Source organism: Starkeya sp. ORNL1 (genome assembly GCF_012971745.1).
Taxonomy (GTDB): domain Bacteria; phylum Pseudomonadota; class Alphaproteobacteria; order Rhizobiales; family Xanthobacteraceae; genus Ancylobacter.
On the sequence record NZ_CP048834.1, the window covers coordinates 3822011 to 3848618 of the forward strand.

A 26608-nucleotide genomic window follows, 5' to 3' on the forward strand; every position below is an offset into this window, starting at 1 on the left:
GCGCACGATTCGGGGAGCGCCAGAATCAGGAGGATGTCAGATGCGTCGGCCAAGAATAAGGCCGAGCAGTGCGGCGCCGGCCGCGACGCCCACCAGAATCTTGCCGCTCACCGGCGCCCTGGGTCGGGGTGGCGGCACCGCGCCGGGTGCCATCGCCGCCAGGGGTGCCGCGGGCGGAACAAGACCGCCGAGCGGCAGAGCGCGGCGCCGCGTCGGGCGCTTCAGCCGCAAATAGCCCACGATGAGGAATAGGGTCGCGACGACGAACGCCATGGCCGCCACCAGCAAGGCGGCGATTATGGGATCATAGCGCTCCGCCAGCGCGAAGAAGATCGCGGCCAGCACTCCGACCACTGCAATCATCAGCAGCAAGGCGCCGAGCGCAAACAGGATTGCCGTCGTCGCCGCGCGGCGAGCGGTGTCGCGCAGCTCGACTCCGGCGAGGCCGAGCAGGAAATGGAACATCAGTCGCGACCCCGGGTCAGCAGCCCGACCAGGAAACCGATGCCGAGCGCGGCAGCGACCGCGCCGAGCGGATTGCGCTCGATCGCCGCAGTCACGTCATTGCCGAGCGACTGGGCGCGGGCCTTGGCGTCATCGAGCGCGGCGGCGCCTTCATCGAGCAGTCCGGTGGCGGTGGCGCTGGCCTGCGCGGCACGTGTCCGCACCCGGTCGCGTACCGCCGCACCCATCGCCTCGCTTTCGCTGCGTGCCACGGCGGCGAGCGTCTCGGCAAGCTTGGCGACATCGGCACGTAGCGTCGCGAGATCCGCGGTCAGCTTGGCGAAATCATCCTGCGCGCTCGGTTCGGCCATGTGTCGCTCCTAAGGTCCCGTTGCCGCGGATAACGCACCGCGACCTACGCGGTTCCGACAATAGCACACGGTATTTAGATGCGTTGGAACTCATAGTAACAGGGTATACGGCCGGCCTGCTTCGCCTTGGCCTCGTAGCGCGTACCGGGCCAGCCTTCCCACGGTGTCAGCCAATCGGCGGCGCGGCGCGCGCGCCATTGGAAACGCGGATCGGCCGCGAGATGGCGCAGCGTCCAGGCGCCGTATTCGTCAATGTCGGTGGCGAAGCGAAAATGCCCGCCGGCCTTCAGCAGCCGGGCGAGGCGATCGAGATTGTCGGGCCGCACGAAGCGGCGCTTCCAGTGCCGGCGCTTCGGCCAGGGATCGGGATAGAGCAGGTCGACGCGCTCGAACGCGGCGGTGGGGAGACGGTCCAGCAGCGGCACCACGTCGTCGCCATAGAGCCGGATGTTCGGCAGCCCGAGGGTGGCGACCGCTGCCGTCGCCTTGGCGAGGCCATTGAGGAAGGCCTCCGCGCCGATATAGCCGACGTCCGGGTGACGCTGCGCCTCGGCAACGAGATGTTCGCCGCCGCCAAAGCCGATCTCCAGCCTGAGCGCGCGCACCGGCAATGGGAACAGTGTGGCGAGGTCGGCCGGCAGAGCCGCCGGATCGAGCGCGAAGGCCGGCAAATCGTGCGCGATATGGCCGGCCGGAATCGAGCGCAGCGTCTTGCCGCGGCGCCGGCCATAGAAAGCGCCCTCGTGCGTCGGCTTCGGTCGGACGTCTGTGGTCATGTCAGGCTCGGGACGGATCTTCATCCGCCCCGCTTAGCGACCGGAGCTCTATCCGGCAAGCTTGGCGGCCGTTCAGCTCATCGCCGAACGGAGGGTGTCGGCGAGGTCGGTGCGCTCCCAGGAGAAGCCGCCATCGGCTTCCGGGGTGCGGCCGAAATGGCCATAGGCCGAGGTGCGGGCATAGATCGGCTTGTTGAGCTGGAGATGCTCGCGAATGCCGCGCGGGCGCAGGTTCATCACCTCGCGCAGCACCTTCTCCAGCTTCGCCTCGTCGACTTCGCCGCTGCCGTAGAGATCGACATAGACCGCGAGCGGGTCGGACACGCCGATGGCGTAGGCGAGCTGGATGGCGCAGCGCTGGGCAAGGCCCGCCGCCACCACGTTCTTTGCGAGATAGCGCGCGGCATAGGCGGCCGAGCGGTCGACCTTGGTCGGATCCTTGCCGGAGAAGGCGCCGCCGCCATGCGGCGCCGCGCCGCCGTAAGTGTCGACGATGATCTTGCGCCCGGTGAGGCCGCAATCGCCATCCGGCCCGCCAATGACGAACTTGCCGGTGGGGTTGACGTGCCAGATGGTCGAAGGGGTGATCCAGCCCTCGGGCAGCGCCTCGCGAATATAGGGCTCAACGATGGACTGCACGTCGTGCGACGACAGATCGGCGTCGAGGTGCTGGGTGGAAAGCACGAGTTGCGTGACCTCCACCGGCTTGCCGCCTTCGTAACGGACGGTCACCTGGCTCTTGGCATCGGGGCCGAGCACGGTGCTCTCGCCGGAGTGGCGGGCATTGGCCAGCAGCTTCAGGATCTTGTGGGCGTAATATATCGGCGCCGGCATCAGCTCCGGGGTCTCGCGGCAGGCATAGCCGAACATGATGCCCTGGTCGCCGGCACCCTCGTCCTTGTTATGGCCGGAATCGACGCCCTGCGCGATGTCGACCGACTGCGCATGCAGGAACACGTCGATATCCGCGGTCTCCCAATGGAAGCCCTCCTGCTCGTAGCCGATATCCTTGATCGCGAGCCGGGCGACGTGCTTGATGAAATCCCGGGTGATGGCGGAGGGACCGCGGGTCTCGCCCGCGATCACCACGCGATTGGTGGTGGCGAGGGTCTCGCAGGCGACGCGCAGATTGCTCGGATCCCAGCCATATTCGGGGCCGTGGCGGAAGAAGGCGTCGACCACCTCATCGGAGATGCGGTCGCAGACCTTGTCCGGATGACCTTCGGAAACGGATTCGCTGGTGAACAGATAAGCCTGACGGGACACGTGACGTCGCTCCAATAAACCGACCGGGGCGAGCGCCCGATCCAGCGCCAAGATCCCCGGCCGCCGTTCTGGCAAGGGCCGGGTTGCGGGTCAAGATCGGACCGACGAATTTGTTCGGAAAAACGAACGCCACGTCCGCCACGCCGGTCGTCACCGGCGATGGCAGGCCCCAGGGGTTAATGCCGGAAAACACGAAGCGGCCTTGCGAACGCCCTTTGCGTTCGGATGGAACCATCCGAACGATGGGGAGCGCCCTCGCTTCGATGCACGAAGGCGTGTCCGAACGCAAAAGCCGGCCGACTCTTGCGTGAAGGCTCTAGGAAGCCGGGGTTTCGTTGACCAGCGCCTCGACGAGATCGACGATACGGCGGCGCACCTTGGCATCGGAGATGCGGGTGAAGGCGCGCGTCAAGGCGAGACCCTCGGAGGTCGCGAGGAAGTCGGACACATAGGCCGGCGACGAGTCCTCGGAGAAGCCGGTCGCGGGCGATCCGGAAGGGGCGCCTTCGAAAAAGAACGCTACCGGCACGCCCAAGACATTGGAGATATGCTGCAAGCGGCTGGCACCAATTCTATTGGTACCTTTCTCGTATTTCTGGATCTGCTGGAAGGTAATCCCGAGATTTTCTCCCAACTTCTCCTGGCTCATGCTGACCATCATGCGTCGCATACGCACTCGGCTTCCGACGTGCTTATCAATCGGATTGGGAGACTTCTTGGTTATGGACGTCATAGACTTCCCCGTTCGCAAGTAAAAAAATACCTCCCTCTCTTTTGCAGAGAGGCGAAGCGACGCCCAGCCCTTGGATAGTCTATGGAATGCGTACGGGACCGTCGATCAACTTCTGCGTGTATCCGTGCAACGCATTGTAAACGCGAGGGCAATAGTGAGAATTATCATCAATAGCGGTACACTATTGCCCCATGTACCGTAGAAGGTTGCAGGCAGCGCAGTCGGCAGCGCGCCGTCGAGGACCCCGCGCACACCCAGAGGTAGCAGACCGGTGATTCGGCCCACCGGATCGACGATTGCAGAAATGCCGTTATTGGTGGCACGCACGAGCGGCAGACCTTCCTCTACGGCACGCAGCCTCGCTTGCTCGAAATGCTGGTGGGGGCCCGGCGTCAGGCCGAACCAGGCATCGTTGCTGGCATTGAGCAGGAAGCCGGGCCGCGGCCCATCCACCGGGAGCACGTTGCCCGGGAAGATCGCCTCGTAGCAGATCAGCGGCGCCGCGTTGGGCAATCCGGGAATGGCGAAGGCATGGCGCTCCGTCGCAGCCGCGAAACCGCCGCGCACCCGCGTCAATTGCTCGATGCCGAGGCTCTCCAGCAGCGGCTGGAACGGCAGGTATTCGCCGAACGGCACCAGATGGACCTTGTCGGCAGTCGCGAGGATGGCGCCATCCGAACCGATGGCCCGCAGGCTGTTATAGACCTTCGCCCCGGTACGGCCGGGATCAGGCGGGGCAGCACGCGCGGCGCCGGTGACCAGCACCGCTCCCGGCGGCAGCAGGTCGGCGATGCGCAGCAGCACGTCCGGCTCGCGCTCGAGGAAGAAGGGGAAGGCCGATTCCGGCCAGAACAGATGGGTGACGCCGGCCAGCCCGCCCTGCTCGACGCTGGTCTTGAGATAGAGGTCGACGACGGTTTGCCGCGCGTCGTAGCGGAATTTCTGATCCTGCGGCAGGTCCGGCTGCATGATGCGCAGCTTGACGCCGGGCACCGTGCCGACCTCGGTATCCGCCAGCCGCCAGGCGCCGAAGCCCCACATGCCCGCCAGCACGAGGACACCGATCAGTGGCGGAATGCAGCGGACGCGTTTGCTTGAACGAACGGCAAGCAGCGTCACCGGGCTTGCTAGCACCGCGACCGTGATAAGGCTCAGCCCCCACAGGCCGAACAGCGAGGCAGCCTGGGCAAGCTCGAGATTATTGGCCAGCGCATAGCCGAAGCTGTTCCAGGGAAAGCCGGTCAGCGCGATGCCGCGCAGCCAATCGGCGGCAGCCAAGCCGGCCGCCAGCGCCAGGATGCGCCACGGCCCCTCGCTCCAGAGCGCGCGGGCAAGCACGCAGCCGAGGCCGACATGGATGGCGAGATAGGCCGGCAGGCCGAGGATGGCGAACGGGATCATCCAGGCGAAGGCATCGGCCTGCACCAGGAAGGCCTCGCCGATCCACCACAGGCCCACGACCAGATAGCCGAAGCCGAACCACCAGCCGGCGGTGAAGGCGCCCCAATAGCCGCGTCCCCCGGCGATCGCCGCGCCGTCGATCAGCAGCACGAGTACCGGCAAGGTCAGCGCCAGCAGCGGCCACACGCCGAACGGCGGCATGGCGAGCGCGGACAGCGCACCGGCCAGGAAGGCGAGCGCCAGCCGCCGCCAGCCGGTCGCGAGCATGATGCGGTCGGGAAGCGTCACCGGCATGGGTGGCACGGGTCTCGGCGGATGTTTCGGAAGAAGAATGCGCGCGACAGTCCGGGCGGCGCTCACGCGGCGTCCGGATCACGCAGCACCGGGCGCGGCCCGCTCTGCTGCTCGGCAGGCGGCGGAAGGCTGCCGCGCGCCGGCGGCGTGCCGCCATGCTCGGGACGGCGCATCGGCCGCGTGCCCTCGCGGGCGGGAACGATGCGCAGCCGCTTCACCCGGCGGGGATCGGCGTCCAGCACCTCGATCTCGAAGGCACCAGGGCCGGCGACGATCTCGCCGCGTACCGGCACGCGACCGGCGAGCGTGACCAGCAAGCCGCCGAGCGTGTCGACCTCCTCGGCCTCCTCGCCCATGGCGAAGGCCGGATCGACCTCTTCCGCCACCTCCTCGAGCCCGGCGCGGGCGTCGGCGATGTAGCTGCCGTCGGCCTGCTTGGCGATCAGCGGCATTTCCTCGTCGTCATGCTCATCCTCGATGTCGCCGACGATCTCCTCGACGAGATCCTCCATCGAGACGATGCCGTCGGTGCCGCCATATTCATCGATGACCAGCGCGAGATGGATGCGGCTCGCCTGCATGCTGGCGAGCAGCTCGATCGACGGCATGGAGGGCGGCACGAACAGCAGACGGCGGATCAGCTTGGCGGAGCCGAGCGAGGCGCCGAGATCGATGGCCTTGAGATTGAAGGCCGGCAGCAGCCCCTTGGCCTCGGCGCGGACCGGCTCGTCCGGTGTCCCCGCCTCGTGTGTCGCTTCCTGCGTCGCTTCCCTTCTGCGCGGCGTCATGGCGCGCTGGGTGAGATGGGCGACGAGGTCGCGGATATGGACCATGCCGACCGGGTCGTCGAGCGTGTCGTCATAGACCACCAGGCGGGAATGGCCGGCATCGGCGAACACCGCCAGCAATTCGCCGAGCACGACGTCCTTCTGCACCGCGATGATATCGGCGCGCGGCACCATGACGTCGCCGACGCGCAATTCGCGCAGATCGAGGATGTTCTTCAACATCGCCCGCTCGGTCACCGACAGGTCAGCGGTGGCGTCGACGCTGGTGGAGGCCAGCACCTCCGCGAGGTCGGTGCGCAGCGAGCCGGAGGAGCGCCAGCCGCCGATCAGGCCGCGCAAGCGGTCCAGCAGGCCGCCGCCGCGCGGCTCAGGAGATCGAGTCTCGGAAGATCGTGGTTCGTCGGCCGAACCAGAACTTTCGGTCGGCGTCGGCGAAGGGGAGTGGGCAGGATCGGACATGTCTCTAATGGTTCGGTTCAAAGAACGGGGTCGGTTTCGGCATAGGGGTCCGGCACGCCGAGACCCGCCAGCACGGAGCGCTCCAGCGCTTCCATCGCCTCGGCCTCGCCGGGTTCCTCATGGTCGTGGCCGAGGAGATGCAGCGTGCCGTGCACGGCAAGATGGACCAGATGGTTGGCGAGCGGCTTGGCTTCGCTTGCCGCCTCGCGCGCCATGGTCTCATAGGCGATGGCGATGTCGCCGAGATGGGGATCGCCGCCCTCGCGCGCCACCGTGGGCGAGGGGAAGGACAGCACATTGGTGGCCTTGTCCTTGCCGCGCCAATCGCGGTTCAGCGCGCGGATGCCCTCATCGTCGGTGAGCATCACCGCGATCTCGGCTTCCTCCGGCAGATCGGTTCCGGCGGAACGGCAGGCCGCGGCAACCGCGACTTCGATCAGCTCGGCGGCGGCCGGCAGGCCCGACCAGGCGTCGGCCTCCACCAGCACATCCACCTCGATGGTACTGCCATCGCTCATGTCTTGACGTTTCCCTGGGCCTGCGTCTGGCCCTGCTTTTCGTAGGCGGCGACGATGCGTCCGACCAGTTCGTGGCGCACCACGTCCGCCGCAGTGAAATGGCAGACCTCGACGCCCTCGACATTGCCGAGCAGGTCGACGGCCTCGGCCAGGCCGGACTTCTGGCCGGGCGGCAAGTCGATCTGGCTCGGATCGCCGGTGACGATCATATGCGAATTCTCGCCCAGGCGGGTGAGGAACATCTTCATCTGCATCGAGGTGGTATTCTGCGCCTCGTCGAGGATGACGCAGGCATTGGCCAGCGTGCGCCCGCGCATGAAGGCCAGCGGCGCGATCTCGATCTCGCCGGACGCCAGCGCGCGCTCGACGAAGGCCTTGTCCATCAGATCGTGCAGCGCGTCATAGATCGGGCGCAGATACGGATCGACCTTCTCCTTCATGTCGCCGGGCAGGAAGCCGAGCCGCTCGCCGGCCTCGACCGCCGGGCGAGACAGGATGATGCGGTCGACCGCGCGGCGCTCCAGCAGGTGCACGGCATAAGCCACCGCCAGCCATGTCTTGCCGGTACCGGCCGGGCCGACGCCGAACACTAGCGTGTGGCGCTTCAAGGCGCGGATATAGGCATCCTGCGCCGCGGTGCGAGCGCGCACCGGGCGGCGCCGCAGCTGGATCTCGTCGAAGCTCTGCTTGCGGGCCGCGGGGTCGAAGTCGAACAGGAAGCCCTGCGAAGCCGCCTCGCGGATCACCCCCTCGACATCGCCGGTGGCAAGCTCGCCGCCCTTCTTGAGACGGGCATAGAGCGTTTCCAGCACATGACGGGCCTGGTCGCAGGCCTCGCGCGCGCCCTCGATGGTGACATGGTTGCCCCGCTGCTCGGCGACGACGTCGAGCCGGCGCTCGATCAGCGCGAGGTTCTGGCCGTAATGGCCGAACAGCAGGCTGGCGAGCCGGTTGTCGTCGAAAGCGAGCACGATCTGCGCCGGCGCCCCGGAGGCCGGGGTCATCCAGCTCGCTGTGGAAGACGGGCTGGGGCTGGAAGAAGACGCAGAACTGGAGGACGCGGAGGCACGCGCGGCCACAAGCGGCCGGTCGGAATCGGACCCAGGTCGACGCACGCTCAAGCCTCCACCTTCTCCTCTCGCATGACATGGGCCGCGCTGGCCGCGGCGCCACCTGCAAAGAACTCGCCTCCCAGCACCTCGCCGGCAAGGCTCCTGGTGCTGACTTCGCGGATCTCGACACGCGCCAGCGTGCCGATGGCCTCGCGCGGTGCCAGCACCACAACGGACTGAAGATAGGGCGAGCGCCCGATAATTTGACCCGGCAGCCGACCGGGTTTTTCCAGCAATATGTCGAAGCGCCTGCCGCGGCAGGCCTCGTCGAACGACGCCTTCTGCCGCTCCAGCAAGGCCTGGAGCGCATAAATGCGCTCGTTCATCACCGCTTCGGGGATCTGGTCCGCATGCGTCGCCGCCGGGGTGCCGGGGCGCGGGCTGTACTTGAAGGAGAAGGCGCCGGCAAAGCCGACCTTCTCCACCAGATCCATGGTGTCGGCGAAATCCTCGTCGGTCTCGCCGGGGAAGCCGACGATGAAATCGGACGAGAAGGCGATGTCCGGCCGCACTGCACGCACCCGCTCGACGATCTCGAAATAGAGCTCGCGGTCATGCTTGCGGTTCATCGCCGCCAGCAGGCGGTTGGAGCCGGACTGCACCGGCAGGTGCAGGTAGGGCATCAGCGCCGGCATGTCGCGATGGGCGGCGATCAGCTCGTCATCCATGTCGCGCGGATGGCTGGTGGTGTAGCGCACCCGGGCAATGCCTTCGATGGCGGCGATGCGGCGCACCAGCTCGGCGAGCCCGGCTGGTCGGCCGCGCTCGTCAAGGCCATGATAGGCATTGACGTTCTGCCCGATCAGCGTGACCTCGCGCACCCCGCCATCGGCGAGCCGCGCCACTTCCTCGACGATCTTGGCGATCGGGCGCGAGACCTCGGCGCCGCGGGTATAGGGCACCACGCAGAAGGTGCAGAACTTGTCGCAGCCTTCCTGCACGGTGACGAAGGCGGTAGGCCCGCGCCTGGCGATGGCTTGCCGGGTCGGCGGGGCGAGGAAGTCGAACTTGTCCTCGACCGGGAACTCGGTCTCCACCACGCCGCGCTTCTGCTCGGCGCTGGCGATGAGCTCCGGCAGGCGGTGATAGCTTTGCGGGCCGACCACGAGGTCGACGACGCGGGCGCGCTTGACGATCTCGGCGCCTTCGGCCTGGGCGACGCAGCCGGCCACCGCGACCATGGTCTTGCGGCCCTGCTCCTCCTGCTGTTTCCGCAGGCGGCCGAGCTCGGAATAGACCTTCTCGGCGGCCTTCTCGCGAATGTGGCAGGTGTTGAGGATGACCAGGTCAGCGTCTTCGGCCGAATTGGTCTCGACATAGCCCTCGCGCGCCAGCGTGTCCGTCATGCGCTGGGCGTCATAGACGTTCATCTGGCAACCGAAGGACTTTACGTACAGCTTGCGGGGTTCGCTCATCGCGCTTCGATCGACCCATGCCGGAACAGCTGATGCGTCCGGCAGGACCCATGTGAGAATCTGGCGCGCGGCTGCGACGCCTTCGTGAAGGCGTCCGCGCAAATCGCCGTTCGTTCCCGGGTCGAGATCGTCTACGTCTCCTTGGCCACGCCTGAATCCGTGTTTAACCGGATTCCGCCGAAAAGGGAATGCACGCAAGGCGGCGCAAAGGTTTTATGCCGGCCTTCCGCTCAGAGCCCTCGACAGCATGGCGCGCGATTGCCGGTGCGCCTCGGTGGTGAGCGCCTTGCGGTCCGGGCCGGTCAATGGCGCGGCGAAATGCACCTCCACATCGACGCCGCCGCGCCGCAGGATGGTGAAGAGGTGCGGCGCCAGGTCCATGTCGCCGTACCAGGCCACCATCGGGCGCCGGGCGCGGCCAAGCGGCACGCCGTCGAGGCCGACATAGGCGATGGCGAGCGGCTGGACGCCGGCCGGCGCGCCGCTGCCATAGGCGTCGCGGGTCGCGCCGAGCAGGGCCGAGCGGAACGGCAATACCCGATTGCCGTCGCTGGAAGTGCCTTCGGCGAACAGCACCACCGGATCGCCGTCGCGCAGCCGCGCGGCAATCGCCTCATTCACCTTGCCGGTGGCATTGCGGCTGCCGCGGTCGACGAAGACGGTACGCTGGAGCTTCGCCAGCAGCCCGATGCCCGGCCAGCCGGCGACCTCGCTCTTGGCGATGAAGCCGAGCGGAACCCGAGAGCCGAGCACGGGAATATCGAGCCAGGACGCGTGGTTGGAGACCAGGATGAGCGGCCGGACGGAGGCGGGCTCGCCCACCGTGCGTACCCGCACGCCGATCATCCCGAGGAGCAGCCGATGATAGACCAGCGGGATCCAGCGCCGGCTCGGCAGCTTCAAGGCAACCGAGAGCCATTGCAGCGGTATGCCGATGACGGTGACCAGCACCACCGGCACCAGCACCAGCCAAGCCCTCATGGAGGCCCTGCCCTCACGAATCAGTCCTTTTTCCTGTCGAGCGGCACGCCGTAGAGCTCCAGCCGGTGCCCGACCAGGCGGAAGCCGAGCTTGCGGGCGATCTCTTCCTGGAGCTGCTCGATCTCCTCGGAGCGGAACTCGACCACGGTGCCGCTGCGCATATCGATCAGATGGTCGTGATGCTCGTCCGGCACCGGCTCGTAGCGCGAGCGGCCGTCGCGGAAATCGTGGCGCTCGATGATGCCGGCATCCTCGAACAGCTTCACGGTGCGGTAGACGGTGGAAATCGAGATGCGGTCGTCCACGGCCGCGGCGCGACGGTGCAGTTCCTCGACGTCGGGATGGTCCTGTGCGTCGGTGATGACGCGCGCGATCACCCGGCGCTGATCGGTCATGCGCAGGCCGCGGGTCATGCAGGCTTCTTCGATCGCGGTCGGCTTGTCGTTCATGCCGCCTCATCCCTTCCAAAGCCAGCCTTATGACGCACGGGGCCGGTCAGGGGCAACTTATTACTAGGCGATGTCCCGCCGCATGACCAACGCTGTTGCCGGCGTTCCCGACGCGGTGCGGTAATAGCCGGCGCGGCGACCCACTTCCGCGAATCCGTTGCGATCATAGAGCCGGCGCGCGGGTGCGTTGCCTTCCTCAACCTCTAGGAAAACCGTGGTGAACCCCTCCGCGGCGAGCTGGCCGAGCTGGCGCTCGAGCAGGCGCCGCGCGAGGCCATGCCCGCGCCGGCGCGGCACCACGGCGACGGAGAGGATCTCGGTCTCCGGCTTCACGCCGCGCACCAGTATGAAGCCGATCGGCGCCCCGCCGGGACCATCCGTCGCAACCAAGGCCCGGCTCAGCCGGTCGGCCAGCAGGCGCTCGAACTCCGCGGCGTCCCAGGCGATATGGAATGCCGAGGCGTGCACGAGCGCGAGCGCTGCGGCATCGGCGCTGGTCGCGGTCCGCAGCACCGGCTCCTTGGCGCCGAACCATTGCGCGATGAGGGCCTTCATCGCCGGGCGATGCGCGCGGCATCCTGCGGACGGGCATCGGGACCGCGCAGATAGAGCGGGCGCGGCTTGGAACGGGCGGGATCGGCCACCGAGGCGAGGCGCGCCAGCCAGATCGCATCCGGCGTCGCGTTGACATCGACCAGCAGCGGCGCCGGCTCGCCGGCCGGCCAGCTCTCCGCCAGCAGCGCCGCACCCGATCCGGCGATACGCACCGGGCCGATCGCCACTGCCCGCGCCGCCTCCTTGATGCCGACCGCGCGGGCGCTGATCAGCACCCGGCCGCCGGCACCGAACATCTGGATGTAGAGATTTCCGTGGCGGGCATCGATGGCGGCGACCGCGGGCACCGCGTCATCGCTGCCGAGCAGCGGGGCGGCAAGCGTCGCCAGCGTCGATATGCCGATCACCGGGCGCCCGGTGGCGAGGCCGAAGCCGCGCGCGGCGGACAGCCCAACCCTGAGGCCGGTGAAGCTGCCCGGCCCCACAGTGACGGCGAAGGCACTGATTTCGCTGAACTCCTTGCCGGCCTGCAGCATCAGCCGCTGCACCAGCGGCACCAGCGCCTCGGCATGGCCGCGCGCCATCGGCAGCCGCTCGGCGGCAAGCGTCTCGTCGGTCGCAACATCGTGCAAGGCCGCGGAACAGGCCTCGAGCGCCGTATCTATGGCGAGAATCAACATGCGAAGAAAATTCCTCCCCCGATCCACCATGCAATGGATCGGGCGGACGGAGAAGTCGCCAGCGACCGGTACGTCAGGCTAAAGAGTACCTCAGCCTGATCGATGCGTCAGACCGGGCGAACCTCGGTCACATCCGGCACGAAATGGCGCAGCAGGTTCTCGATGCCGTTCTTCAGCGTCGCGGTCGAGGACGGGCAGCCCGAGCACGAACCCTTCATGGCAAGGAACACAACGCCGTCCTTGTAGCCACGGAAGGTGATGTCGCCGCCATCATTGGCTACCGCCGGGCGGACCCGGGTATCGATCAGTTCGCGGATGGTATCGACCAGCCCGGCATCCTTCGCCTCGAAGAAGGCGTCGTCCACGGCCTCCTCATGCTCCTCGCCGAGCACGGCATGGCCGGAGACGAAGTGCTCCATGATGACGCCGAGGATGGCGGGCTTGAGGTGAGGCCATTCGCCCGCGCCCTTGGTCACGGTGACAAAGTCCGAGCCAAAGAAGACGCCGGTGACGCCGGGGATCTCGAACAGCCGGGCCGCCAGCGGCGAACGCACGGCTTCCCCGGCATCGCGCGCCTCAAAGGTGCCGTTGCCCAGCACGGTACGGCCCGGCAGGAACTTCAGCGTGGCGGGATTCGGGGTGGCTTCTGTCTGGATGAACATCTCGGGTCTTCTCCTTCCGGCCGGGGGTCAAGGCCCCGGTGGCATGGCTTTCACCCGAAAACGGGTTTCTCCTTAGATAAGCTCCAGCGGGGCGCGAGGGAAGTGGCCTGGCGGTCACGCCAGCGCGTCGATCTCGCCGTCCGACAGCGCGCCGGGCACGATGGTGATCGGCACCGCAAGCCCGGCCCAGGCGCCATGCGCCAGCGCCGAGACCAGCGGCCCAGGCCCTTCATTGCCGGTGCCCGAAGCCAGCACCAATATGGCGATGTCCTCGTCGGCCTCGATCAGATGGACGATCTCCTCGGCGATGCGGCCCTCCCGGACCACGCTCTCGGTATCCACGCCGGCGACGCCGCGGGCACGGGCGGCGAAATGATCAAGCCGTCCGCGCGCCTGGTCGGTGGCCTCGGCACGCATCAGCCCGGCGACGCCGAACCATTGGCTCTGCACGTCGGCAAGCTCCAGCACGGCGATCATCACGACGCTGCCGCCGGTGCGGGCGGCGCGGCGCGCGGCGTAATAGACCGCGCGGTCGCATTCCGGGGTGTCATCGATCACCACCAGGAATTTGCGGCGGTGGCCCGGCTCATGGCTCTGGCGCCTGCGCGGCATGGCTGCTCCTGGGTGTCCCGGGCATTTCTATCATAACAGCGCGACGACATGCCCGGCCTCAATAAAGGCCCGGAATCAGCCGGGAGGTGCGGGCGCGATAGGCGTCGTACGCGGTGCCGAACTCCGAGCGCAATAAAGACTCCTCGGCGCGGATGCGCCCGATGATCGGCACGATCATCAGCACTACGAGCACCACCCCGGCGATGGAGCGGAAGGCGAGCGCCCAGCCGAGCGAGCCGATGAGGAAACCGAGATAGCTGGGATGGCGGATGACGCCATAGATGCCTCCGGTGACCAGCCTATGCCCGGGCTGGATCGCCACCAGGCCACTGAAGCGGTGGCCGAGCACGAAGACCGGCGAGAGCCTGAGCGCACCGCCGACCGCGAACAGCAGGACACCGAACCAGCGCATGGTGTCGCCGTCGAGCGTCCACACATCAAGGCGGTCCATATAGGCAGGAATCCAGCCGGCCAGCAGGCCGAGCACGCCAAAGGTCGCGAGCACCCAGCGATTGGAACGGTCTTCGCGCACGCCGGTGCTGAGATTGCCTTGCGTGAACAGCGCCGCGAGTGCGAACACGAACAGCACCAAGGTGAGCGCGATCCGCGCCGGACCGGCGAAGAACGGCGCGATACCGCCCCAGCCGAGGATCGGAAGCGCGAGATAGGCGAGGGTGCTGACGATCGTTAACAGGGCCAGTCTGGGCTTCGACATGGCGACAGCCTCGTTGACGAGACGGTCCACTCGATATGGGGCGAGGATCGCCAGCGATCCAAGGATAGTGGCGTCATCCCGGCCGCAGGCACAGCCGGAGAGCCGGGATCGCTCTCCCACGTTTGCGCGATCCCGGCTCGGCCTGACGGCCGTCCGGGATGACGATGGGTTCCTGCGCTACCGCACCAGGCCGACAATATCCTTCACATGGGTCATGGTCTCGGCCGCGATCACGCGGGCGCGGTCGGCGCCGTCGCGCAGCACGGCGTCGATATGGACGGGATCGTCCACCAGGCGCTTCATCTCGCCGCCGATCGGGCCGAGTTTGGCCACCGCCAGATCGACCAGCGCCGCCTTGAAGGTGGAGAACTGCCCGCCGCCGAACTCGCCCAGCACCTCGGCCTTCGTGCTGCCGGCGAGGGCGGCATAGATCCCGACCAGATTCTCCGCCTCCGGCCGTCCCGCCAGCCCTTCCGCCTCGGAGGGCAGCGGCTCCGGATCGGTCTTGGCCCGGCGCACCTTGGAGGCGATGGCGTCGGCATCGTCGGTGAGATTGATGCGCGAGAGATCCGACGGGTCGGACTTCGACATCTTCTTGGTGCCGTCGCGCAGGCTCATCACCCGCGCCGCCGGGCCGCCGATCAGCGGCTCGGTGAGCGGGAAGAACGCCTCGCCGAAGCCGGCCGCGGCGATGGAGGGTGCGAAGTCATTGTTGAACTTCTGCGCGATGTCGCGGGTCAGCTCCAGATGCTGCTTCTGGTCCTCGCCCACCGGCACATGGGTGGCGCGATAGACCAGGATGTCGGCCGCCATCAGGTTCGGATAGGCATAGAGCCCGACCGAGGCGTTCTCGCGATCCTTGCCGGCCTTCTCCTTGAACTGGGTCATGCGGTTCAGCCAGCCGAGGCGGGCGACGCAATTGAACACCCAGGCGAGCTCGGCGTGCTCGGCGACCTGGCTCTGGTTGAAGACGATGTGGCGTGTCGGGTCGATGCCGGCGGCGATGAAGGCAGCCGTGACCTCGCGAATCTGCTTCTTCAGCTCGACCGGATCCTGCCAGACGGTGATGGCATGCAGATCGACCACGCAATACAGGCAGTCATAGCTCGCCTGCAGCTCGACGAAGCGCTTGATGGCGCCAAGATAATTGCCGAGATGCAGATTGCCCGTCGGCTGCACGCCGGAGAAGACCCGCTGCTGGAATGCCATTTATGCCGTTCCTCAGTTCGCCGAAGCGCGGGCGCTATGACATGCACAAGCCGGCGCGGCAAGGTGTGATGGCATCCGGTGCCGGCCTTCAGCGGCGCAACGCCGTCAGGTCGAGCGCGCCGGAAAGCTGGGCGGCGCCGGCATAGATGGCGACGCCGAACACCACGCAGCCGGCAAGCGCGGCGAGGCCGGCTAAGCCGTGCGCGGCAAGTGCGTCCGACAGCAGCCAGGCCGCGCCCATGACCGCCACCGTCATGGCGAGCGCGGCGAGCGCGAGGCGCGGCAGGCGGCGGCGCACCGCGCCATCCAGCCTCAGGAGGCCACGCCGCGCGAGGCCGAGCGTCAGTCCCGCCAGCCCGACCGCGCTGGAGACGAGGATGCCGAGCGCCGGCCCCGCAACACCAAGCGGACCCGCCAGTGCGAAACCAGCAACGCCGCCGGCCGCCAGTGCGGCGAGGCCGGCACGCGTGGCAAGGCGGCCCTCGCCATGGGCGAAGGCGATGGCGGCGAGGATCTTCTCCACTGCCTGCACCGGCAATGCGAGCGCAAGCAGAGCCAGCACATAGGACGTTGCGGCCACCGCATCGGCATCGAAGGCGCCGCGCTTGAACAGCACCACCACGATCGGCTCGGCCAGCACCATCAGCCCGAGGCCGGCCGGCAAGGTCAGCGCCAGCGCCGCCTCGGCCGCGCGGGCACCGGCATTGCCGGGGGTCGAGCGCGCCTGCGCCGCCAGCAAGGGCAGCAGCACCGCACCGGCGCTGGCGCCGACCACGCCGAGCGGCAGTTCGATCAGCCGGCCGGCGTAGAACAGCGCGGCGACGCCTCCGACCGTGCCGGATGCCGCGGCGCCCGCCACCAGGAAACGCAGCTGCGGCAGCGCCGCCGCCAGCAAGGAAGGCCCGGATTGGACAAGCATCGGCCAGGCGGCACCGAGCGCGGCGCGCAGCGCTTGCCCAGATACGCCAGAAGGCGCGAACCGGCTGCCATTGACCGCGCCGATCATCAAGGCGAGCTGCGCCAGGGCGCCGGCGACGCTCGCCGCGGCCAGCCAGGCGAGTGCACGGCTCTCCGGCACCAGGAACACTACGCCGAGCACGAGAAGCACGGCGATGTTGCTCAGCACCGGGGCGAAGGCGGGCATGGTCGCGCGGCCGGACGCGTTGGCGATCGCCGCCAGCACGCCGGCCGCCGCCATCAAGGGCAGGCAGACCACGGCGAGCCGGCCGACCAGCACGGCACCGGCGGCGCGTTCGCCGTCCCAATCGAAGCCGGGCGCCAGCAGAGCGATGACCAGCGGCATCAACACCGTCATGACGATGGCAAGCAGGCTGGCCGCGGCGGTGATGAGCGCCAGAGCGGCAGCGGCGCGGGCACGCGCCTCTGCGATTCCCGCCTCGCGCTCGGCATCGAGCAGGCCGGGGACCACCGCGGCATTAAGCGCGCCCTCGCTGAGGAGGCGACGGGCCAGCTGCGGCACGGCGAGGCCGGCCACCGCCGCATCCGCCACCGCGCCGGCGCCGAACAAGGCGGCGACCGCGGCGTCGCGCACAAAGCCGAGCACGCGGGAGGCGAGCGTCAGGCCGGCCACGGTCGAGGCATGACGGAACGGGGCTTCAGGGGCGGGGCTCATGGGCGGGTCATATTTAACCTGACCGGGTGACGGCCGGAAGCGTTGCGAGGCCTGTCCCGCTCTGCTACCGCGTCGCAGCACCCCGGCAGTAAAGAAAGGCCCGCTCGTGAGCGCACCCCAACTCGACGTGCTCGGCTTCGGCAATGCCATCGTCGATGTCCTTGCCCGCACCGAGGACGACTTCCTCATCCGCCACGGCATGCGCAAGGGCGGCATGACGCTGATCGACGAGACGCAGGCGGAGACGATCTATGCCGCCATGGGGCCGGGCATCGAGATCTCCGGCGGCTCGGCGGCGAACAGCATGGCGGGTGTCGCCTCGCTCGGCGGACGCGCCGGATTCATCGGCAAGGTTAAGGACGACGCGCTCGGCCTGATCTTCGACCATGACATCGAGGCGGCCGGCGTGCGCTTTCCCACCGTCGCGGCGGCGACCGGCCCGGCGACGGCGCGCTGCCTGATCCTGGTGACGCCCGATGGCGAGCGCACCATGAACACCTATCTCGGCGCGGCGCAGAATCTCGTGCCCGACGATTTCGACGAGGCGCTGGTGGCTAGCGCGGCGGTGACCTATCTCGAAGGCTATCTGTGGGATCCGCCGCCGGCGAAGCAGGCTTTCCTCAAGGCTGCCGGCATCGCCCACAAGGCGGGGCGGACTGTAGCGCTGACGCTCTCCGACGCGTTCTGTGTCGACCGCTACCGCGCCGAATTCCTCGGATTGATGCGCGAGGGCACGGTGGACCTGTTGTTCGCCAATGAGACCGAGCTGAAGTCGCTCTACCAGACCGCGGATTTCGACACCGCCCTCGCGGTGCTCCGCCAGGACGTGAAGCGCGCCGTGGTGACGCGCAGCGAGAACGGGGCGCTCACCGTTGCGGGTCCCGAGACATTTGCGGTGCCGGTGTTCCCGGTGGCCAGCGTCGTCGATACCACCGGCGCCGGCGACCTGTTCGCCGCCGGCTATCTGCACGGCCACGCCCGCGGTTTCTCCCCGGAGGAGTCGCTGCGGCTCGGCGCGCTGTGCGCGGCCGAGGTGATCAGCCATATGGGCGCGCGCCCGGAACGCTCGCTGAAGGAGCTGGCGGAAGAGAACGGGCTCAGGGTTTGAGGTAGCTCGGCGCGAGCATCCTTCGAGGCTCGCTGGCGCTCGCACCTCAGGATGAGGTTCATTTAAAAAGCGACCTCATCCTGAGGCGCCCGGCAAAGCCGGGCCTCGAAGGATGCTCGCCTGGCGCCGACTAACGCGGCGCGCGCTTTGCGAGGATGCGTTGCAGCGTGCGGCGGTGCATGCTGAGGCGGCGCGCAGTCTCGGAGACATTGCGCCCACACAATTCATAGACGCGCTGGATATGCTCCCAACGCACCCGGTCCGCCGACATCGGGTTCTCGGGGAGCTGCGGCTTGTAGTCGCCCTGCGCGTTCAAGGCGGCGCAGATGTCGTCGGCGTCCGCCGGCTTCGCCAGATAATCGACCGCGCCCATCTTCACCGCATTCACCGCGGTGGCGATGTTGCCGTAGCCCGTGAGGATGATGCCGCGCGCTTCGGGACGGCGGCGCTTCAAGGCGGAGATGACGTCGAGCCCGTTTCCGTCGCCAAGCCGCATGTCCACCACCGCATAGGCCGGCGCGCCGCCTTCGACGCGGGCGAGGCCGTCGGCCACGGTCTCGGCGGTGGTGACGACGAAGCCGCGGGATTCCATGGCGCGGGCGAGGCGCTGGAGGAAGGGCCGATCGTCATCGACGATCAGCAGCGAGCGGTCGGCGGTATCGGAGGTGGCGTCGAGCATGGCGTATCTTCCTTGGCCGGACGATGCGCCCCGTGGGGGACGCGCGAAACGGCCTCAACATTCGTCGCAGACTACTATCCCGCGACGGAGCACGCAAAGTTCCCGCAAAGAGTCCATGCGTCAAGCGCGCGCAGCGAACCCGAAACCGCATCAACAGCGTGCGATCGGGCCGAAATCGCGATCATGCGGCGTCGATGGTCCGCGCCCGCTCGCGCCCGTCGGAGATGTCGATCAGCGCACGCGGCCAGCGCACGCTCACCTCGGCGCCATGGGCGGGGGCGACGCGGTTCAGGAAGCCGAGCTCGGCGCCGGAGCGCTCCAGCAAGGTCTTGGCGATGAACACGCCGAGGCCGAGCCCATCACCGTCGCCATCACCGTCGCCATCGCCGCCCTTGCGCCAGCGGTGGCGGCCGCGGCTGGTCACATAGGGCGCGCCGATGCGGTCGATCAGCTCGGGCGGGAAGCCGGGGCCGTCATCGGTGACGGTGATGACGACCTCGCGGTCGGTCCAGCTGGCGACGATCTCGACCCGGGTGGCAGCGAAATCGACGGCGTTCTCGACGATGTTGCCGAGCCCGTAGAGCAGGCCGGGATTGCGCGCGATCACCGGCTCGGACCCGCCGGTCGGCAGCGCGATGGCGATATTGATGCCGAAATTGCGGTGCGGGGCGACCACATCCTCGATGATGTGCGAGATCGGCATGCGGTCGAACGGGGCGTCGCCGGCGTCGAGCGAGGTGAGCGTGCGCAGGATCGCCCGGCAGCGGTCAACCTGCTCGGACAAGAGCTTGATGTCCTCGCTCATCGGGCTCTCGGCCGGCAGCGATCGGCCAAGTTCCTTGACGACGACGGTGATGGTGGCGAGCGGGGTGCCGAGCTCGTGCGCGGCGGCGGCGGCGAGGCCGTCCAGCGCGGAGAGATGCTGCTCGCGCGCCAGCACCAGCTCGGTGGCGGCCAGCGCCTCGGACAGTTCGCGGGTCTCCTCGGCGACGCGCCACGCATGCACGCCGATGAAGGCGATGGCGAGCGCCAGCGCGCACCAGATGCCGGCGAGATAGAGCGGCGGCAGTTGGGGAGCGGCGCCCAGCGCATCATGCGCCGCCCAGGGCAGCGGCATCTGCCAAAGCCCGACAATGGCGGCGCACAGCCCCGCCAGCAGGCCGAGCAATATGGTGGTGCGCGGCGACAGCGCGGTCGCCGAGATCAGCACCGGGGCGAGGAACAGCAGCGCGAACGGATTGGCGAGGCCGCCGGTGAGGAACAGCAGCGCGGCCAGCTGCAATATGTCATAGGCCAGCAGCCACGCCGCCTCGCCATCCGACAGCCGGCGCGCGCCGGGATTGCGCAGCCGTAGCGCGAGGTTGAGCCAGGCGGAGAGCGCGACCACGGCAAGGCAGGCGCCGATCGGCAGCGAGAAACCGAGCAGCAGCTGCACCACGATGATGGCGAGCGTCTGCCCGGCGACGGCAAGCCAACGCAGCCGCACCAGCGTATCGAGCCGGAGGCCGAAGAAACGTTCGCCAATGGGGCGGTCGAGCGAGAACAGCATGAAGAAGCGTTAGAACGCGCGCGAGCGGTTGGGAAGGGCCTCGTGCCGGGCTGCACTGGCGCAAGAACAGGCATGTCGGCCCGCTATCGCCTAGCCATAATGCAGGCATGCGTTGACGCGCCGCACCAAGCGCTTATCTATGTTGCAACGCACAAGCTTGGCGACGGGACGCGCCGGCGACGGGAGTGGAGCCGCAGATGGCAATCGGAGTGTTCGGCAACGCATTGCATGCCGATGAATTGCCGGATCCCTCGATCGAGGCGGCATCGGCATTGTCACGCCCGCTCTACTGGATGTTCGAGATGGGGCAGGCGGCGCTGAACCCCTATCGCGCGCTGGCCGATGCCGGCCGGCTGTATTACCGCAACCCGGTCAATCCGCTGGCGCACACTCAGCTCGGCAAGTCGGCCGCTGCCTGGTGCGAATTGTTCGAGCGCGCCACCCGGCGCTACGGCAAGCCGGACTGGGGCATCGACAGCGTCACCGTGGGCGCGACGCAGGTTCCGGTACGGGTGAGCGCGGCGTGGGAACGCCCGTTCTGCCGGCTGCTGCATTTCGAGCGGGTGTTCGAGCACGCGCCGCGCCGGCCGCAGCCGAAACTGCTGATCGTGGCGCCGATGTCCGGCCACTACGCCACGCTGCTGCGCGGCACGGTGCGCACGATGCTGGCGAACCACGACGTCTATGTCACCGATTGGGTCGACGCCAAGATGGTGCCGCTCACGGAGGGGCGGTTCGATCTCGACGACTATATCGACTACGTCATCAGCATGCTGCACCGCCTCGGCGGCGGCGTGCATGTGATGGCGGTGTGCCAGCCGGCGGTGCCGGTGCTCGCCGCCGTGGCGCGCATGGAGGCGGAGGACGACCCGCACGTCCCGGCCTCGATGGTGCTGATGGGCGGCCCGATCGACACCCGCGAAAGCCCGACTATCGTGAACGACGTCGCCATCGATCGCGGGCTCGACTGGTTCCGCCGCAACGTCATCACGTCGGTGCCGTTTCCGCATCCCGGCGTGATGCGCCAGGTCTATCCCGGCTTCCTGCAGCTCCATGGCTTCGTCTCGATGAACCTGGAGCGGCATCTCCAGGCGCATTCCGACATGTTCCGCCATCTGGTGAAGGGCGACGGCGATTCCGCCGAGAAGCACCGTGAATTCTATGACGAATATCTGGCGGTGATGGACCTCTCCGCCGAGTTCTATCTGCAGACCATCGAGACGGTGTTCATCCGCCACGATCTGCCGCTCGGCCGCATGACGCATCGCGGACTGCCGGTCGATCCCTCGAAGATCCGCAATGTCGCGCTGCTCACCGTCGAAGGCGAGAATGACGACATTTCCGGCGTCGGCCAGACCGAGGCGGCGCAGCGGCTGTGCGTCAACATCCCGGAAGAGAAGCGGGTGCATTATCTCCAGCCGGCGGTGGGGCATTATGGCGTGTTCAACGGCTCGCGCTTCCGCTCCGAGATCGCGCCGCGCATCTCCGACTTCATCCTCTCCAATAACTGGCCGAACAAGAAATCCAACAGTGCCCCGGCGGGCGTGGAGTAATTGACGCGAGATACCGGGGCGAGCCCGGTATCCGCTTCGCGCCTTACTCGTCAGCGAGGCGCTCGGGCAGCAGGCGACGCAGCCGAACCGCGAAGGGCCGCACCACGGCCTCATAGGGCGCACCCTCCGTGCGCAGCTGTTTCAGCTCGCCATATTCCTCCGCGACGAAGCTCTCCACCGCGCTCTTCTGCGTGGCGGTCATCTTCGGGCTCCTGGCCAATCTCTGGCGCAACTCGGCGAACAGCGCATCGATCTCGCTCTGCGGAATGCCGGCGAGATAGCCGCGCATGGTGGCGTCGAGCGCCGTCCTCCAGCTCGCCTTGCTGAAGCCCTCGCGGGCAATGAGACCCTGCCCGACCTCGTCGCGCTCATACCAATCGTCGGCAACCTCGTCGTGATAGGCGAGCGTGCCGAAGCTCGGTTGCAGCTTCTCGATCAGCCCTACCACCTTGCCGGCCTCCTGCGCGGTCAGTGCGGAGGCCGGCGAGGCGAGCAGCAGGGCGAACAGCGGCAAGAGTTTCATCATCAGGAGTGCGCGGCGCATCAGCGGCACTCCTGTGCCATGGCGGCCTGAGCCTGCGCGCCGGCCTGCGACTGGATGACCGAACCGCCGACCGAAGCCGCCTGCGCGGCGATGGCGCCGCCCTGCCCGGCCATGCCGCCAAAGCCTCCGACCATGGAGAGCGCACCCCCGAGCATCGCCGCCTGGGTCTGCTTGTTCGCCATCTCCTGCGCGGCGTCGGCGCAGCGCTGGGCAGCGGATTGCACTGCTACGATCTGCTTTGCCGACTGAGCGGAGGCTTTCGAGCCCGTGGCCGACCCTTTGACTGACGCAGCATCGCTTTCTGTGGGCGCTGCCGCCGCGCTTTCCGGGTTCGATTGGCGCGCTGTGGCGGTGCCGAGCGTCTGGTTGCACGCGGCCGTGGCGAGGCCGAGCGCGAGAAGTATCCATGCCTTCATGTCGTTTTCTTCCGCCTCCGCGGTGGTTGGTGCCGACCCAGCCACGCGGCGCGCCTGCGGCCCGCCGTCCGACGATGCGATGCCTACGACGGCAGAACGTTGAGCGTCTCGGCGCCCGGCGAACGAACTATGCAGGGGGCGAACAGGCGGGTCGGGATGAGCGGAAAACTGAGAACAGCCCTCATCCCCGGACTTGATCCGGGGATCCAGCGAAGCCGCACGCACCTCGTCGAAGTCTGGGTACCCGGGTCAAGCCCGGGCATGAGGGCGTATGGAGCGGGCCAAGTCGGCTCAAGCGAACTCTGAACCCGCCTCTCAAAAACGCCGGTGCATCGCCTCGGCGCGTACCTGCGAGGGGGTCATGGCGTAGCGGCGGCGGAAGGCGCGGTTGAAACTGGAGAGGTCGCTGAATCCCGCCTCGAACGCAATCGCCGCAATGGTGCGCCCGCCGTCCGGCGCGTCGAGCAGCCGGAAGGCGAAATCCAGCCGGCAGTCGCGCAGGAACTCGGAGAAGCTCGCGCCCTCCGCCTCGAACAGGCGCTGGATGTAGCGCGGGGTGATGCCCTGGCGGCGCGCCACCACTTCGATGCCGAGGCCGGGATCACCGAGCCGGGCGCGCATGTGCCGCTTCACCAGTTCGAGCCGGGCCGCACCGACGCCGCGCATGTTGCGGGCGCCGCCGCCTGGAACGGCGGCGTCGAGCAGCAGCGCCACCAGATCATAAAGATGATCCGCCGCGACGCGGCCGGCCCTCTCGCCTTGCGGCGGCGTGCGGCGGAGCAGGTCTGAATAGCCGGCAAACAGGTTCATGCCGGATGTCGCCTCGGGGAGGAAGTAGCAGGGCCGCTCATCGATGCGCGGCACCAGTTTCTTCAGCCGGGTCCGGTCGAGATTGACCACTTTCAGGCGGGTCTCGGGGAGGCGGCAGGAATTGTGCGCGCTCTGATCGATGATCATCAGGGCGCCGGGCGCGATCTTCACCGCGGCGCGGCCCTCGACCGAGGCCTCATGCTCCGTGGTGTGGATCATCAGCTGATAGGCGTCGCGCCCGTCATTCAGCATTTCGCGGGTGCGGGTGCCGGCGACCGGGGAATAGCTGGCCTCGGCGACCAGCACATTGCCGGGCAGCTGGAATGCCGCGAGCTCGACGCGGAAATTCTCGGGGTCCAGGGGACTGAATTCCATGCCGGCGGCGTGGCGGCCGACAAAGTCATGCACGAAGGCGAGCCGGTCCCGGCGCGGCACGTCGTCGGTGGAAAGGCGCTGCATCGGTCCCCCGCTAGGTATCGACCCAGCGAAGGGGTGGAGTGGACGGCCTGAATGTGCGGTGAACACGTGACGCAGCGTCCGCCCGGGACGCGCAATCGCCATCAGCGATGGGTGACGCCCGCTCAGTGCGCGCGGGCGAACATCTCGTTGAATGAGTAGCCGGAGCCGCGGACGGTGCGGATCGGGTCGGGCTGGCGCGGGCGATTCAGAGCCTTGCGCAGGCGCCCGACATGCACGTCCACGGTGCGCTCGTCGATATAGACGTCCTGGCCCCACACGCCGTCGAGCAATTGCTCGCGGGTGAAGACGCGGCCGGGCGACTGCATCAGGAACTCCAGCAGGCGGAACTCGGTCGGGCCAAGATGCAGCTCGCGTCCCGCGCGGTAGACCCGCTTGGTCTCGCGATCGAGCTCGATGTCGCCGGCGCGCAGCAGGGTGGCGATGTGGTCCGGCTTGGCGCGGCGCAGCAGCGCCCGCACGCGGGCGATCAGCTCCGGCACCGAGAACGGCTTCACCACATAGTCATCGGCGCCGGTGGCGAGGCCGCGCACCCGCTCGGTCTCCTCGCCGCGGGCGGTGAGCATCAGCACCGGCATGCGCTCGGTCTCCGGCCGGGCGCGCAGGCGCCGGCAGAGCTCGATGCCGGACAGGCCCGGCAGCATCCAGTCGAGGATGACGAGATCCGGTACGCTTTCGCGCAGCCGGGTCTCGGCCTCATCGCCACGCCCGACGCTTTCGACCGCGTAGCCCTCGGATTCCAGATTGTAGCGAAGAAGGAGGGTGAGGGGCTCCTCATCCTCCACGATCAGTATGTTGGTCGGCATGACCCGTCTTTCCGCTCAGATCAAGCAGGGAACGCCACGCTGGTGATGCTGGTGGTGTCCTGCTTCGGGCGTTCCTCGGCGGGAAGCTGGCCAGTCACCAGATAATGCACCGTCTCGGCGATGTTGGTGGCGTGGTCGCCGATACGCTCGATGTTCTTGGCGCAGAACAGCAGATGCGTGCACAGCGAGATGTTGCGCGGGTCTTCCATCATATAGGTGAGGAGTTCGCGGAACAGCGAGGTGTAGAGAATGTCGATCTCGCCGTCGCGCTTCCACACCTGGAGCGCGCGGGCGTCGTCGCGGCTGGCATAGGCGTCGAGCACCTCTTTCAGCTGCTCCAGCACCATGCCCGACATATGCTCCACGCCGCGCACCAGCTTCTGCGGATGGAACTCGCCGGTCAGCGCGAGGACGCGCTTGCCGGTGTTCTTGGCGAGGTCGCCGATGCGCTCGAGGTCGTTGGCGACGCGCATGGCGGCGACGATCTCGCGCAGATCGTGCGCGAGCGGCTGGCGGCGGGCGATGGTGAGGATGGCCTTCTCCTCGATCTCGCGCTGCAGCAGGTCCACCGGACCGTCGAGCACGATGACCTTCTGCGCCAGCTCGGCGTCGCGCTTGACGAGCGCCTGCACGGAATCGGCCACCAGCCGCTCCGCCTGGCCGCCCATCTCCACGACCTTGCGGCCAAGATCCTTCAGGTCCGCGTCGAAGGACGAGACGATATGCTCAGTCATGGGTCAAGCCTCTCACGTCGCCCGGCATCAGCCGAAGCGGCCGGTGATGTAGTCGCGGGTGCGCTGCTCGCGCGGATTGGTGAAGATCTCGTTGGACGGGCCGACCTCGATCAGCTCGCCGAGATAGAAGAAGGAGGTGAGGTCGGCGCAGCGGGCGGCCTGCTGCATGTTGTGCGTCACGATGACGATGGTGAAGTCCTGCTTCAGCTCGTCGATCAGGTCCTCGATCTTGGAGGTCGAGATCGGGTCGAGCGCCGAGGTCGGCTCGTCGAGCAGGATGACTTCCGGCTTCACCGCGATGGTGCGGGCGATGCACAGGCGCTGCTGCTGGCCGCCCGACATGCCGAGGGCGGAAGTGTGGAGACGGTCCTTGGTCTCCTCCCAGATGGCGGCCTTGCGCAAGCACCATTCGACGCGCTCGTCCATCGCCGCCTTGCCGAGGCTCTCATGCAGCTTCACGCCGAAGGCGATGTTGTCGTAGATCGACATCGGGAACGGCGTCGGCTTCTGGAACACCATGCCGATGCGCGAGCGCACCACGGTGGAATCGAGGTTCTTGCCGAGCAGGTCGACGCCGTCGAAGCTGATCTTGCCTTCGGCGCGCTGGCCCGGATAGAGCGCATACATGCGGTTGAAGATGCGCAGCAGCGTGGACTTGCCGCAGCCCGACGGCCCGATCATCGCGGTAACCCGCTTCTCGGGAATCTCGAAATTGATGTTCTTCAGCGCGTGGTTGTCGCCGTAGTAGAAATTCAGCTTCTCGACCTTGAGCTTGGTCGCGGCGGAGCCGACGACGTTGGCGCGGTTGACGGCGGCGGCGATGTCGAGGGAGGTGTCGGGTGCAAAGTTCATGGCCGGC

At 67.8% G+C, this 26608-nt stretch carries 29 protein-coding genes; 2 read left to right on the forward strand and 27 right to left on the reverse strand.

What is annotated here, in order from left to right:
• Positions 1–36: 36 nt before the first annotated feature.
• From G3545_RS18140 to G3545_RS18230, 19 genes are all read right to left on the reverse strand, one after another.
• The gene (locus G3545_RS18140; RefSeq protein WP_170014668.1) at positions 37–465 is read right to left on the reverse strand and encodes a phage holin family protein; all 429 of its coding nucleotides are present in this window, start codon (positions 463–465) and stop codon (positions 37–39) included.
• A complete protein-coding gene (locus tag G3545_RS18145; RefSeq protein WP_170014669.1) occupies positions 465–815 on the reverse strand; it encodes a DUF883 family protein in 351 nt (116 codons plus the stop codon). Before G3545_RS18145 ends, G3545_RS18140 begins: the two co-directional genes overlap by 1 nt.
• A 74-nt stretch (positions 816–889) precedes the next feature.
• Positions 890–1591, reverse strand: a complete 702-nt coding sequence (locus tag G3545_RS18150) for a tRNA (guanine(46)-N(7))-methyltransferase TrmB (RefSeq protein WP_170014670.1) — start codon at positions 1589–1591, stop codon at positions 890–892.
• A 72-nt stretch (positions 1592–1663) separates the two neighbouring features.
• Positions 1664–2857: a methionine adenosyltransferase gene (metK, locus tag G3545_RS18155; protein WP_170014671.1), complete on the reverse strand. Its 1194-nt coding sequence runs from the start codon at positions 2855–2857 to the stop codon at positions 1664–1666.
• A gap of 316 nt (positions 2858–3173) precedes the next feature.
• Positions 3174–3581, reverse strand: coding sequence for a helix-turn-helix domain-containing protein (locus tag G3545_RS18160; RefSeq protein WP_170018147.1), 408 nt, complete (start codon positions 3579–3581; stop codon positions 3174–3176).
• A gap of 114 nt (positions 3582–3695) precedes the next feature.
• On the reverse strand, positions 3696–5285 hold the full coding sequence (lnt, locus tag G3545_RS18165) for an apolipoprotein N-acyltransferase (protein ID WP_170014672.1): 1590 nt from the start codon (positions 5283–5285) through the stop codon (positions 3696–3698).
• Between the two features lie 62 nt (positions 5286–5347).
• Positions 5348–6532, reverse strand: coding sequence for a hemolysin family protein (locus tag G3545_RS18170; protein WP_170014673.1), 1185 nt, complete (start codon positions 6530–6532; stop codon positions 5348–5350).
• A 17-nt stretch (positions 6533–6549) separates the two neighbouring features.
• The gene (gene ybeY / locus G3545_RS18175; protein ID WP_170014674.1) at positions 6550–7050 is read right to left on the reverse strand and encodes an rRNA maturation RNase YbeY; all 501 of its coding nucleotides are present in this window, start codon (positions 7048–7050) and stop codon (positions 6550–6552) included.
• Entirely contained in the window at positions 7047–8054 is a 1008-nt protein-coding gene (locus tag G3545_RS18180) for a PhoH family protein (protein WP_206151274.1), read from the reverse strand. Before G3545_RS18180 ends, ybeY begins: the two co-directional genes overlap by 4 nt.
• A gap of 113 nt (positions 8055–8167) precedes the next feature.
• Entirely contained in the window at positions 8168–9577 is a 1410-nt protein-coding gene (miaB, locus tag G3545_RS18185; protein WP_170014676.1) for a tRNA (N6-isopentenyl adenosine(37)-C2)-methylthiotransferase MiaB, read from the reverse strand.
• 213 nt (positions 9578–9790) lie between these two features.
• Positions 9791–10558 carry a lysophospholipid acyltransferase family protein gene (locus G3545_RS18190; protein ID WP_170014677.1) on the reverse strand — a complete coding sequence of 256 codons (768 nt, stop codon included), beginning with the start codon at positions 10556–10558 and terminating at the stop codon, positions 9791–9793.
• 20 nt (positions 10559–10578) lie between these two features.
• The gene (locus G3545_RS18195; RefSeq protein ID WP_170014678.1) at positions 10579–11007 is read right to left on the reverse strand and encodes a Fur family transcriptional regulator; all 429 of its coding nucleotides are present in this window, start codon (positions 11005–11007) and stop codon (positions 10579–10581) included.
• 63 nt (positions 11008–11070) lie between these two features.
• Positions 11071–11562, reverse strand: a complete 492-nt coding sequence (locus G3545_RS18200; protein WP_170014679.1) for a GNAT family N-acetyltransferase — start codon at positions 11560–11562, stop codon at positions 11071–11073.
• Positions 11559–12242 (reverse strand): tRNA (adenosine(37)-N6)-threonylcarbamoyltransferase complex dimerization subunit type 1 TsaB, encoded by a 684-nt coding sequence (gene tsaB, locus G3545_RS18205; protein ID WP_170014680.1) that lies wholly within the window; start codon positions 12240–12242, stop codon positions 11559–11561. The genes G3545_RS18200 and tsaB overlap by 4 nt, the downstream gene beginning before the upstream one ends.
• Positions 12243–12349: 107 nt before the next feature.
• Entirely contained in the window at positions 12350–12904 is a 555-nt protein-coding gene (locus G3545_RS18210) for a NifU family protein (RefSeq protein ID WP_170014681.1), read from the reverse strand.
• Positions 12905–13018: 114 nt separating this feature from the next.
• Positions 13019–13516 carry a universal stress protein gene (locus tag G3545_RS18215; RefSeq protein ID WP_170014682.1) on the reverse strand — a complete coding sequence of 166 codons (498 nt, stop codon included), beginning with the start codon at positions 13514–13516 and terminating at the stop codon, positions 13019–13021.
• A gap of 58 nt (positions 13517–13574) precedes the next feature.
• Positions 13575–14231 (reverse strand): isoprenylcysteine carboxylmethyltransferase family protein, encoded by a 657-nt coding sequence (locus G3545_RS18220; protein ID WP_170014683.1) that lies wholly within the window; start codon positions 14229–14231, stop codon positions 13575–13577.
• A gap of 177 nt (positions 14232–14408) precedes the next feature.
• On the reverse strand, positions 14409–15440 hold the full coding sequence (gene trpS, locus G3545_RS18225) for a tryptophan--tRNA ligase (RefSeq protein WP_170014684.1): 1032 nt from the start codon (positions 15438–15440) through the stop codon (positions 14409–14411).
• Positions 15441–15528: 88 nt separating this feature from the next.
• Complete coding sequence (locus G3545_RS18230) at positions 15529–17073, reverse strand: lipid II flippase MurJ (protein WP_170014685.1); 1545 nt, start codon at positions 17071–17073, stop codon at positions 15529–15531.
• A gap of 106 nt (positions 17074–17179) precedes the next feature.
• Between G3545_RS18230 and G3545_RS18235 the strand changes: the two genes are divergently transcribed.
• Complete coding sequence (locus G3545_RS18235) at positions 17180–18181, forward strand: adenosine kinase (RefSeq protein ID WP_170014686.1); 1002 nt, start codon at positions 17180–17182, stop codon at positions 18179–18181.
• Between the two features lie 130 nt (positions 18182–18311).
• Here G3545_RS18235 and G3545_RS18240 read toward each other — a convergent pair whose 3' ends face one another.
• Complete coding sequence (locus G3545_RS18240) at positions 18312–18860, reverse strand: ActR/PrrA/RegA family redox response regulator transcription factor (RefSeq protein ID WP_170014687.1); 549 nt, start codon at positions 18858–18860, stop codon at positions 18312–18314.
• A 181-nt stretch (positions 18861–19041) separates the two neighbouring features.
• Positions 19042–20409 (reverse strand): ActS/PrrB/RegB family redox-sensitive histidine kinase, encoded by a 1368-nt coding sequence (locus G3545_RS18245; RefSeq protein WP_170014688.1) that lies wholly within the window; start codon positions 20407–20409, stop codon positions 19042–19044.
• Between the two features lie 197 nt (positions 20410–20606).
• On the opposite strand from G3545_RS18245, the gene phaZ reads away from it, so the two are divergent.
• A complete protein-coding gene (gene phaZ / locus G3545_RS18250; protein ID WP_170014689.1) occupies positions 20607–21962 on the forward strand; it encodes a polyhydroxyalkanoate depolymerase in 1356 nt (451 codons plus the stop codon).
• Between the two features lie 43 nt (positions 21963–22005).
• On the opposite strand, the gene G3545_RS18255 is transcribed toward phaZ, so the two are convergent.
• The 6 genes from G3545_RS18255 to pstB all read right to left on the reverse strand — a co-directional run bounded on the left by G3545_RS18255 (position 22006) and on the right by pstB (position 26601).
• Complete coding sequence (locus G3545_RS18255; protein WP_170014690.1) at positions 22006–22506, reverse strand: hypothetical protein; 501 nt, start codon at positions 22504–22506, stop codon at positions 22006–22008.
• Positions 22506–22967, reverse strand: coding sequence for a hypothetical protein (locus G3545_RS18260; RefSeq protein ID WP_170014691.1), 462 nt, complete (start codon positions 22965–22967; stop codon positions 22506–22508). Before G3545_RS18260 ends, G3545_RS18255 begins: the two co-directional genes overlap by 1 nt.
• A 270-nt stretch (positions 22968–23237) precedes the next feature.
• Positions 23238–24191 carry a helix-turn-helix transcriptional regulator gene (locus G3545_RS18265; protein ID WP_170014692.1) on the reverse strand — a complete coding sequence of 318 codons (954 nt, stop codon included), beginning with the start codon at positions 24189–24191 and terminating at the stop codon, positions 23238–23240.
• 122 nt (positions 24192–24313) lie between these two features.
• Positions 24314–25015 carry a phosphate regulon transcriptional regulator PhoB gene (gene phoB, locus G3545_RS18270; protein WP_170014693.1) on the reverse strand — a complete coding sequence of 234 codons (702 nt, stop codon included), beginning with the start codon at positions 25013–25015 and terminating at the stop codon, positions 24314–24316.
• Between the two features lie 20 nt (positions 25016–25035).
• On the reverse strand, positions 25036–25749 hold the full coding sequence (gene phoU / locus G3545_RS18275; RefSeq protein WP_170014694.1) for a phosphate signaling complex protein PhoU: 714 nt from the start codon (positions 25747–25749) through the stop codon (positions 25036–25038).
• A 27-nt stretch (positions 25750–25776) separates the two neighbouring features.
• Positions 25777–26601, reverse strand: coding sequence for a phosphate ABC transporter ATP-binding protein PstB (pstB, locus tag G3545_RS18280; protein ID WP_170014695.1), 825 nt, complete (start codon positions 26599–26601; stop codon positions 25777–25779).
• Positions 26602–26608 lie beyond the last annotated feature (7 nt).

Excerpts from the sequence above, each read along its gene's own strand:
- G3545_RS18140 (WP_170014668.1), bottom strand. The coding sequence starts at position 465 with ATGTTCCATTTCCTGCTCGGCCTCGCCGGAGTCGAGCTGCGCGACACC.
- G3545_RS18145 (WP_170014669.1), bottom strand. The coding sequence starts at position 815 with ATGGCCGAACCGAGCGCGCAGGATGATTTCGCCAAGCTGACCGCGGAT.
- G3545_RS18150 (WP_170014670.1), bottom strand. The coding sequence starts at position 1,591 with ATGACCACAGACGTCCGACCGAAGCCGACGCACGAGGGCGCTTTCTAT.
- lnt (WP_170014672.1), bottom strand. The coding sequence starts at position 5,285 with ATGCCGGTGACGCTTCCCGACCGCATCATGCTCGCGACCGGCTGGCGG.
- G3545_RS18170 (WP_170014673.1), bottom strand. The coding sequence starts at position 6,532 with ATGTCCGATCCTGCCCACTCCCCTTCGCCGACGCCGACCGAAAGTTCT.
- ybeY (WP_170014674.1), bottom strand. The coding sequence starts at position 7,050 with ATGAGCGATGGCAGTACCATCGAGGTGGATGTGCTGGTGGAGGCCGAC.
- G3545_RS18180 (WP_206151274.1), bottom strand. The coding sequence starts at position 8,054 with ATGACCCCGGCCTCCGGGGCGCCGGCGCAGATCGTGCTCGCTTTCGAC.
- miaB (WP_170014676.1), bottom strand. The coding sequence starts at position 9,577 with ATGAGCGAACCCCGCAAGCTGTACGTAAAGTCCTTCGGTTGCCAGATG.
- G3545_RS18190 (WP_170014677.1), bottom strand. The coding sequence starts at position 10,558 with ATGAGGGCTTGGCTGGTGCTGGTGCCGGTGGTGCTGGTCACCGTCATC.
- G3545_RS18195 (WP_170014678.1), bottom strand. The coding sequence starts at position 11,007 with ATGAACGACAAGCCGACCGCGATCGAAGAAGCCTGCATGACCCGCGGC.
- G3545_RS18200 (WP_170014679.1), bottom strand. The coding sequence starts at position 11,562 with ATGAAGGCCCTCATCGCGCAATGGTTCGGCGCCAAGGAGCCGGTGCTG.
- tsaB (WP_170014680.1), bottom strand. The coding sequence starts at position 12,242 with ATGTTGATTCTCGCCATAGATACGGCGCTCGAGGCCTGTTCCGCGGCC.
- G3545_RS18210 (WP_170014681.1), bottom strand. The coding sequence starts at position 12,904 with ATGTTCATCCAGACAGAAGCCACCCCGAATCCCGCCACGCTGAAGTTC.
- G3545_RS18215 (WP_170014682.1), bottom strand. The coding sequence starts at position 13,516 with ATGCCGCGCAGGCGCCAGAGCCATGAGCCGGGCCACCGCCGCAAATTC.
- G3545_RS18220 (WP_170014683.1), bottom strand. The coding sequence starts at position 14,231 with ATGTCGAAGCCCAGACTGGCCCTGTTAACGATCGTCAGCACCCTCGCC.
- trpS (WP_170014684.1), bottom strand. The coding sequence starts at position 15,440 with ATGGCATTCCAGCAGCGGGTCTTCTCCGGCGTGCAGCCGACGGGCAAT.
- G3545_RS18230 (WP_170014685.1), bottom strand. The coding sequence starts at position 17,073 with ATGAGCCCCGCCCCTGAAGCCCCGTTCCGTCATGCCTCGACCGTGGCC.
- G3545_RS18240 (WP_170014687.1), bottom strand. The coding sequence starts at position 18,860 with ATGCTCGACGCCACCTCCGATACCGCCGACCGCTCGCTGCTGATCGTC.
- G3545_RS18245 (WP_170014688.1), bottom strand. The coding sequence starts at position 20,409 with ATGCTGTTCTCGCTCGACCGCCCCATTGGCGAACGTTTCTTCGGCCTC.
- phaZ (WP_170014689.1), top strand. The coding sequence starts at position 20,607 with ATGGCAATCGGAGTGTTCGGCAACGCATTGCATGCCGATGAATTGCCG.
- G3545_RS18255 (WP_170014690.1), bottom strand. The coding sequence starts at position 22,506 with ATGCGCCGCGCACTCCTGATGATGAAACTCTTGCCGCTGTTCGCCCTG.
- G3545_RS18265 (WP_170014692.1), bottom strand. The coding sequence starts at position 24,191 with ATGCAGCGCCTTTCCACCGACGACGTGCCGCGCCGGGACCGGCTCGCC.
- phoB (WP_170014693.1), bottom strand. The coding sequence starts at position 25,015 with ATGCCGACCAACATACTGATCGTGGAGGATGAGGAGCCCCTCACCCTC.
- phoU (WP_170014694.1), bottom strand. The coding sequence starts at position 25,749 with ATGACTGAGCATATCGTCTCGTCCTTCGACGCGGACCTGAAGGATCTT.
- pstB (WP_170014695.1), bottom strand. The coding sequence starts at position 26,601 with ATGAACTTTGCACCCGACACCTCCCTCGACATCGCCGCCGCCGTCAAC.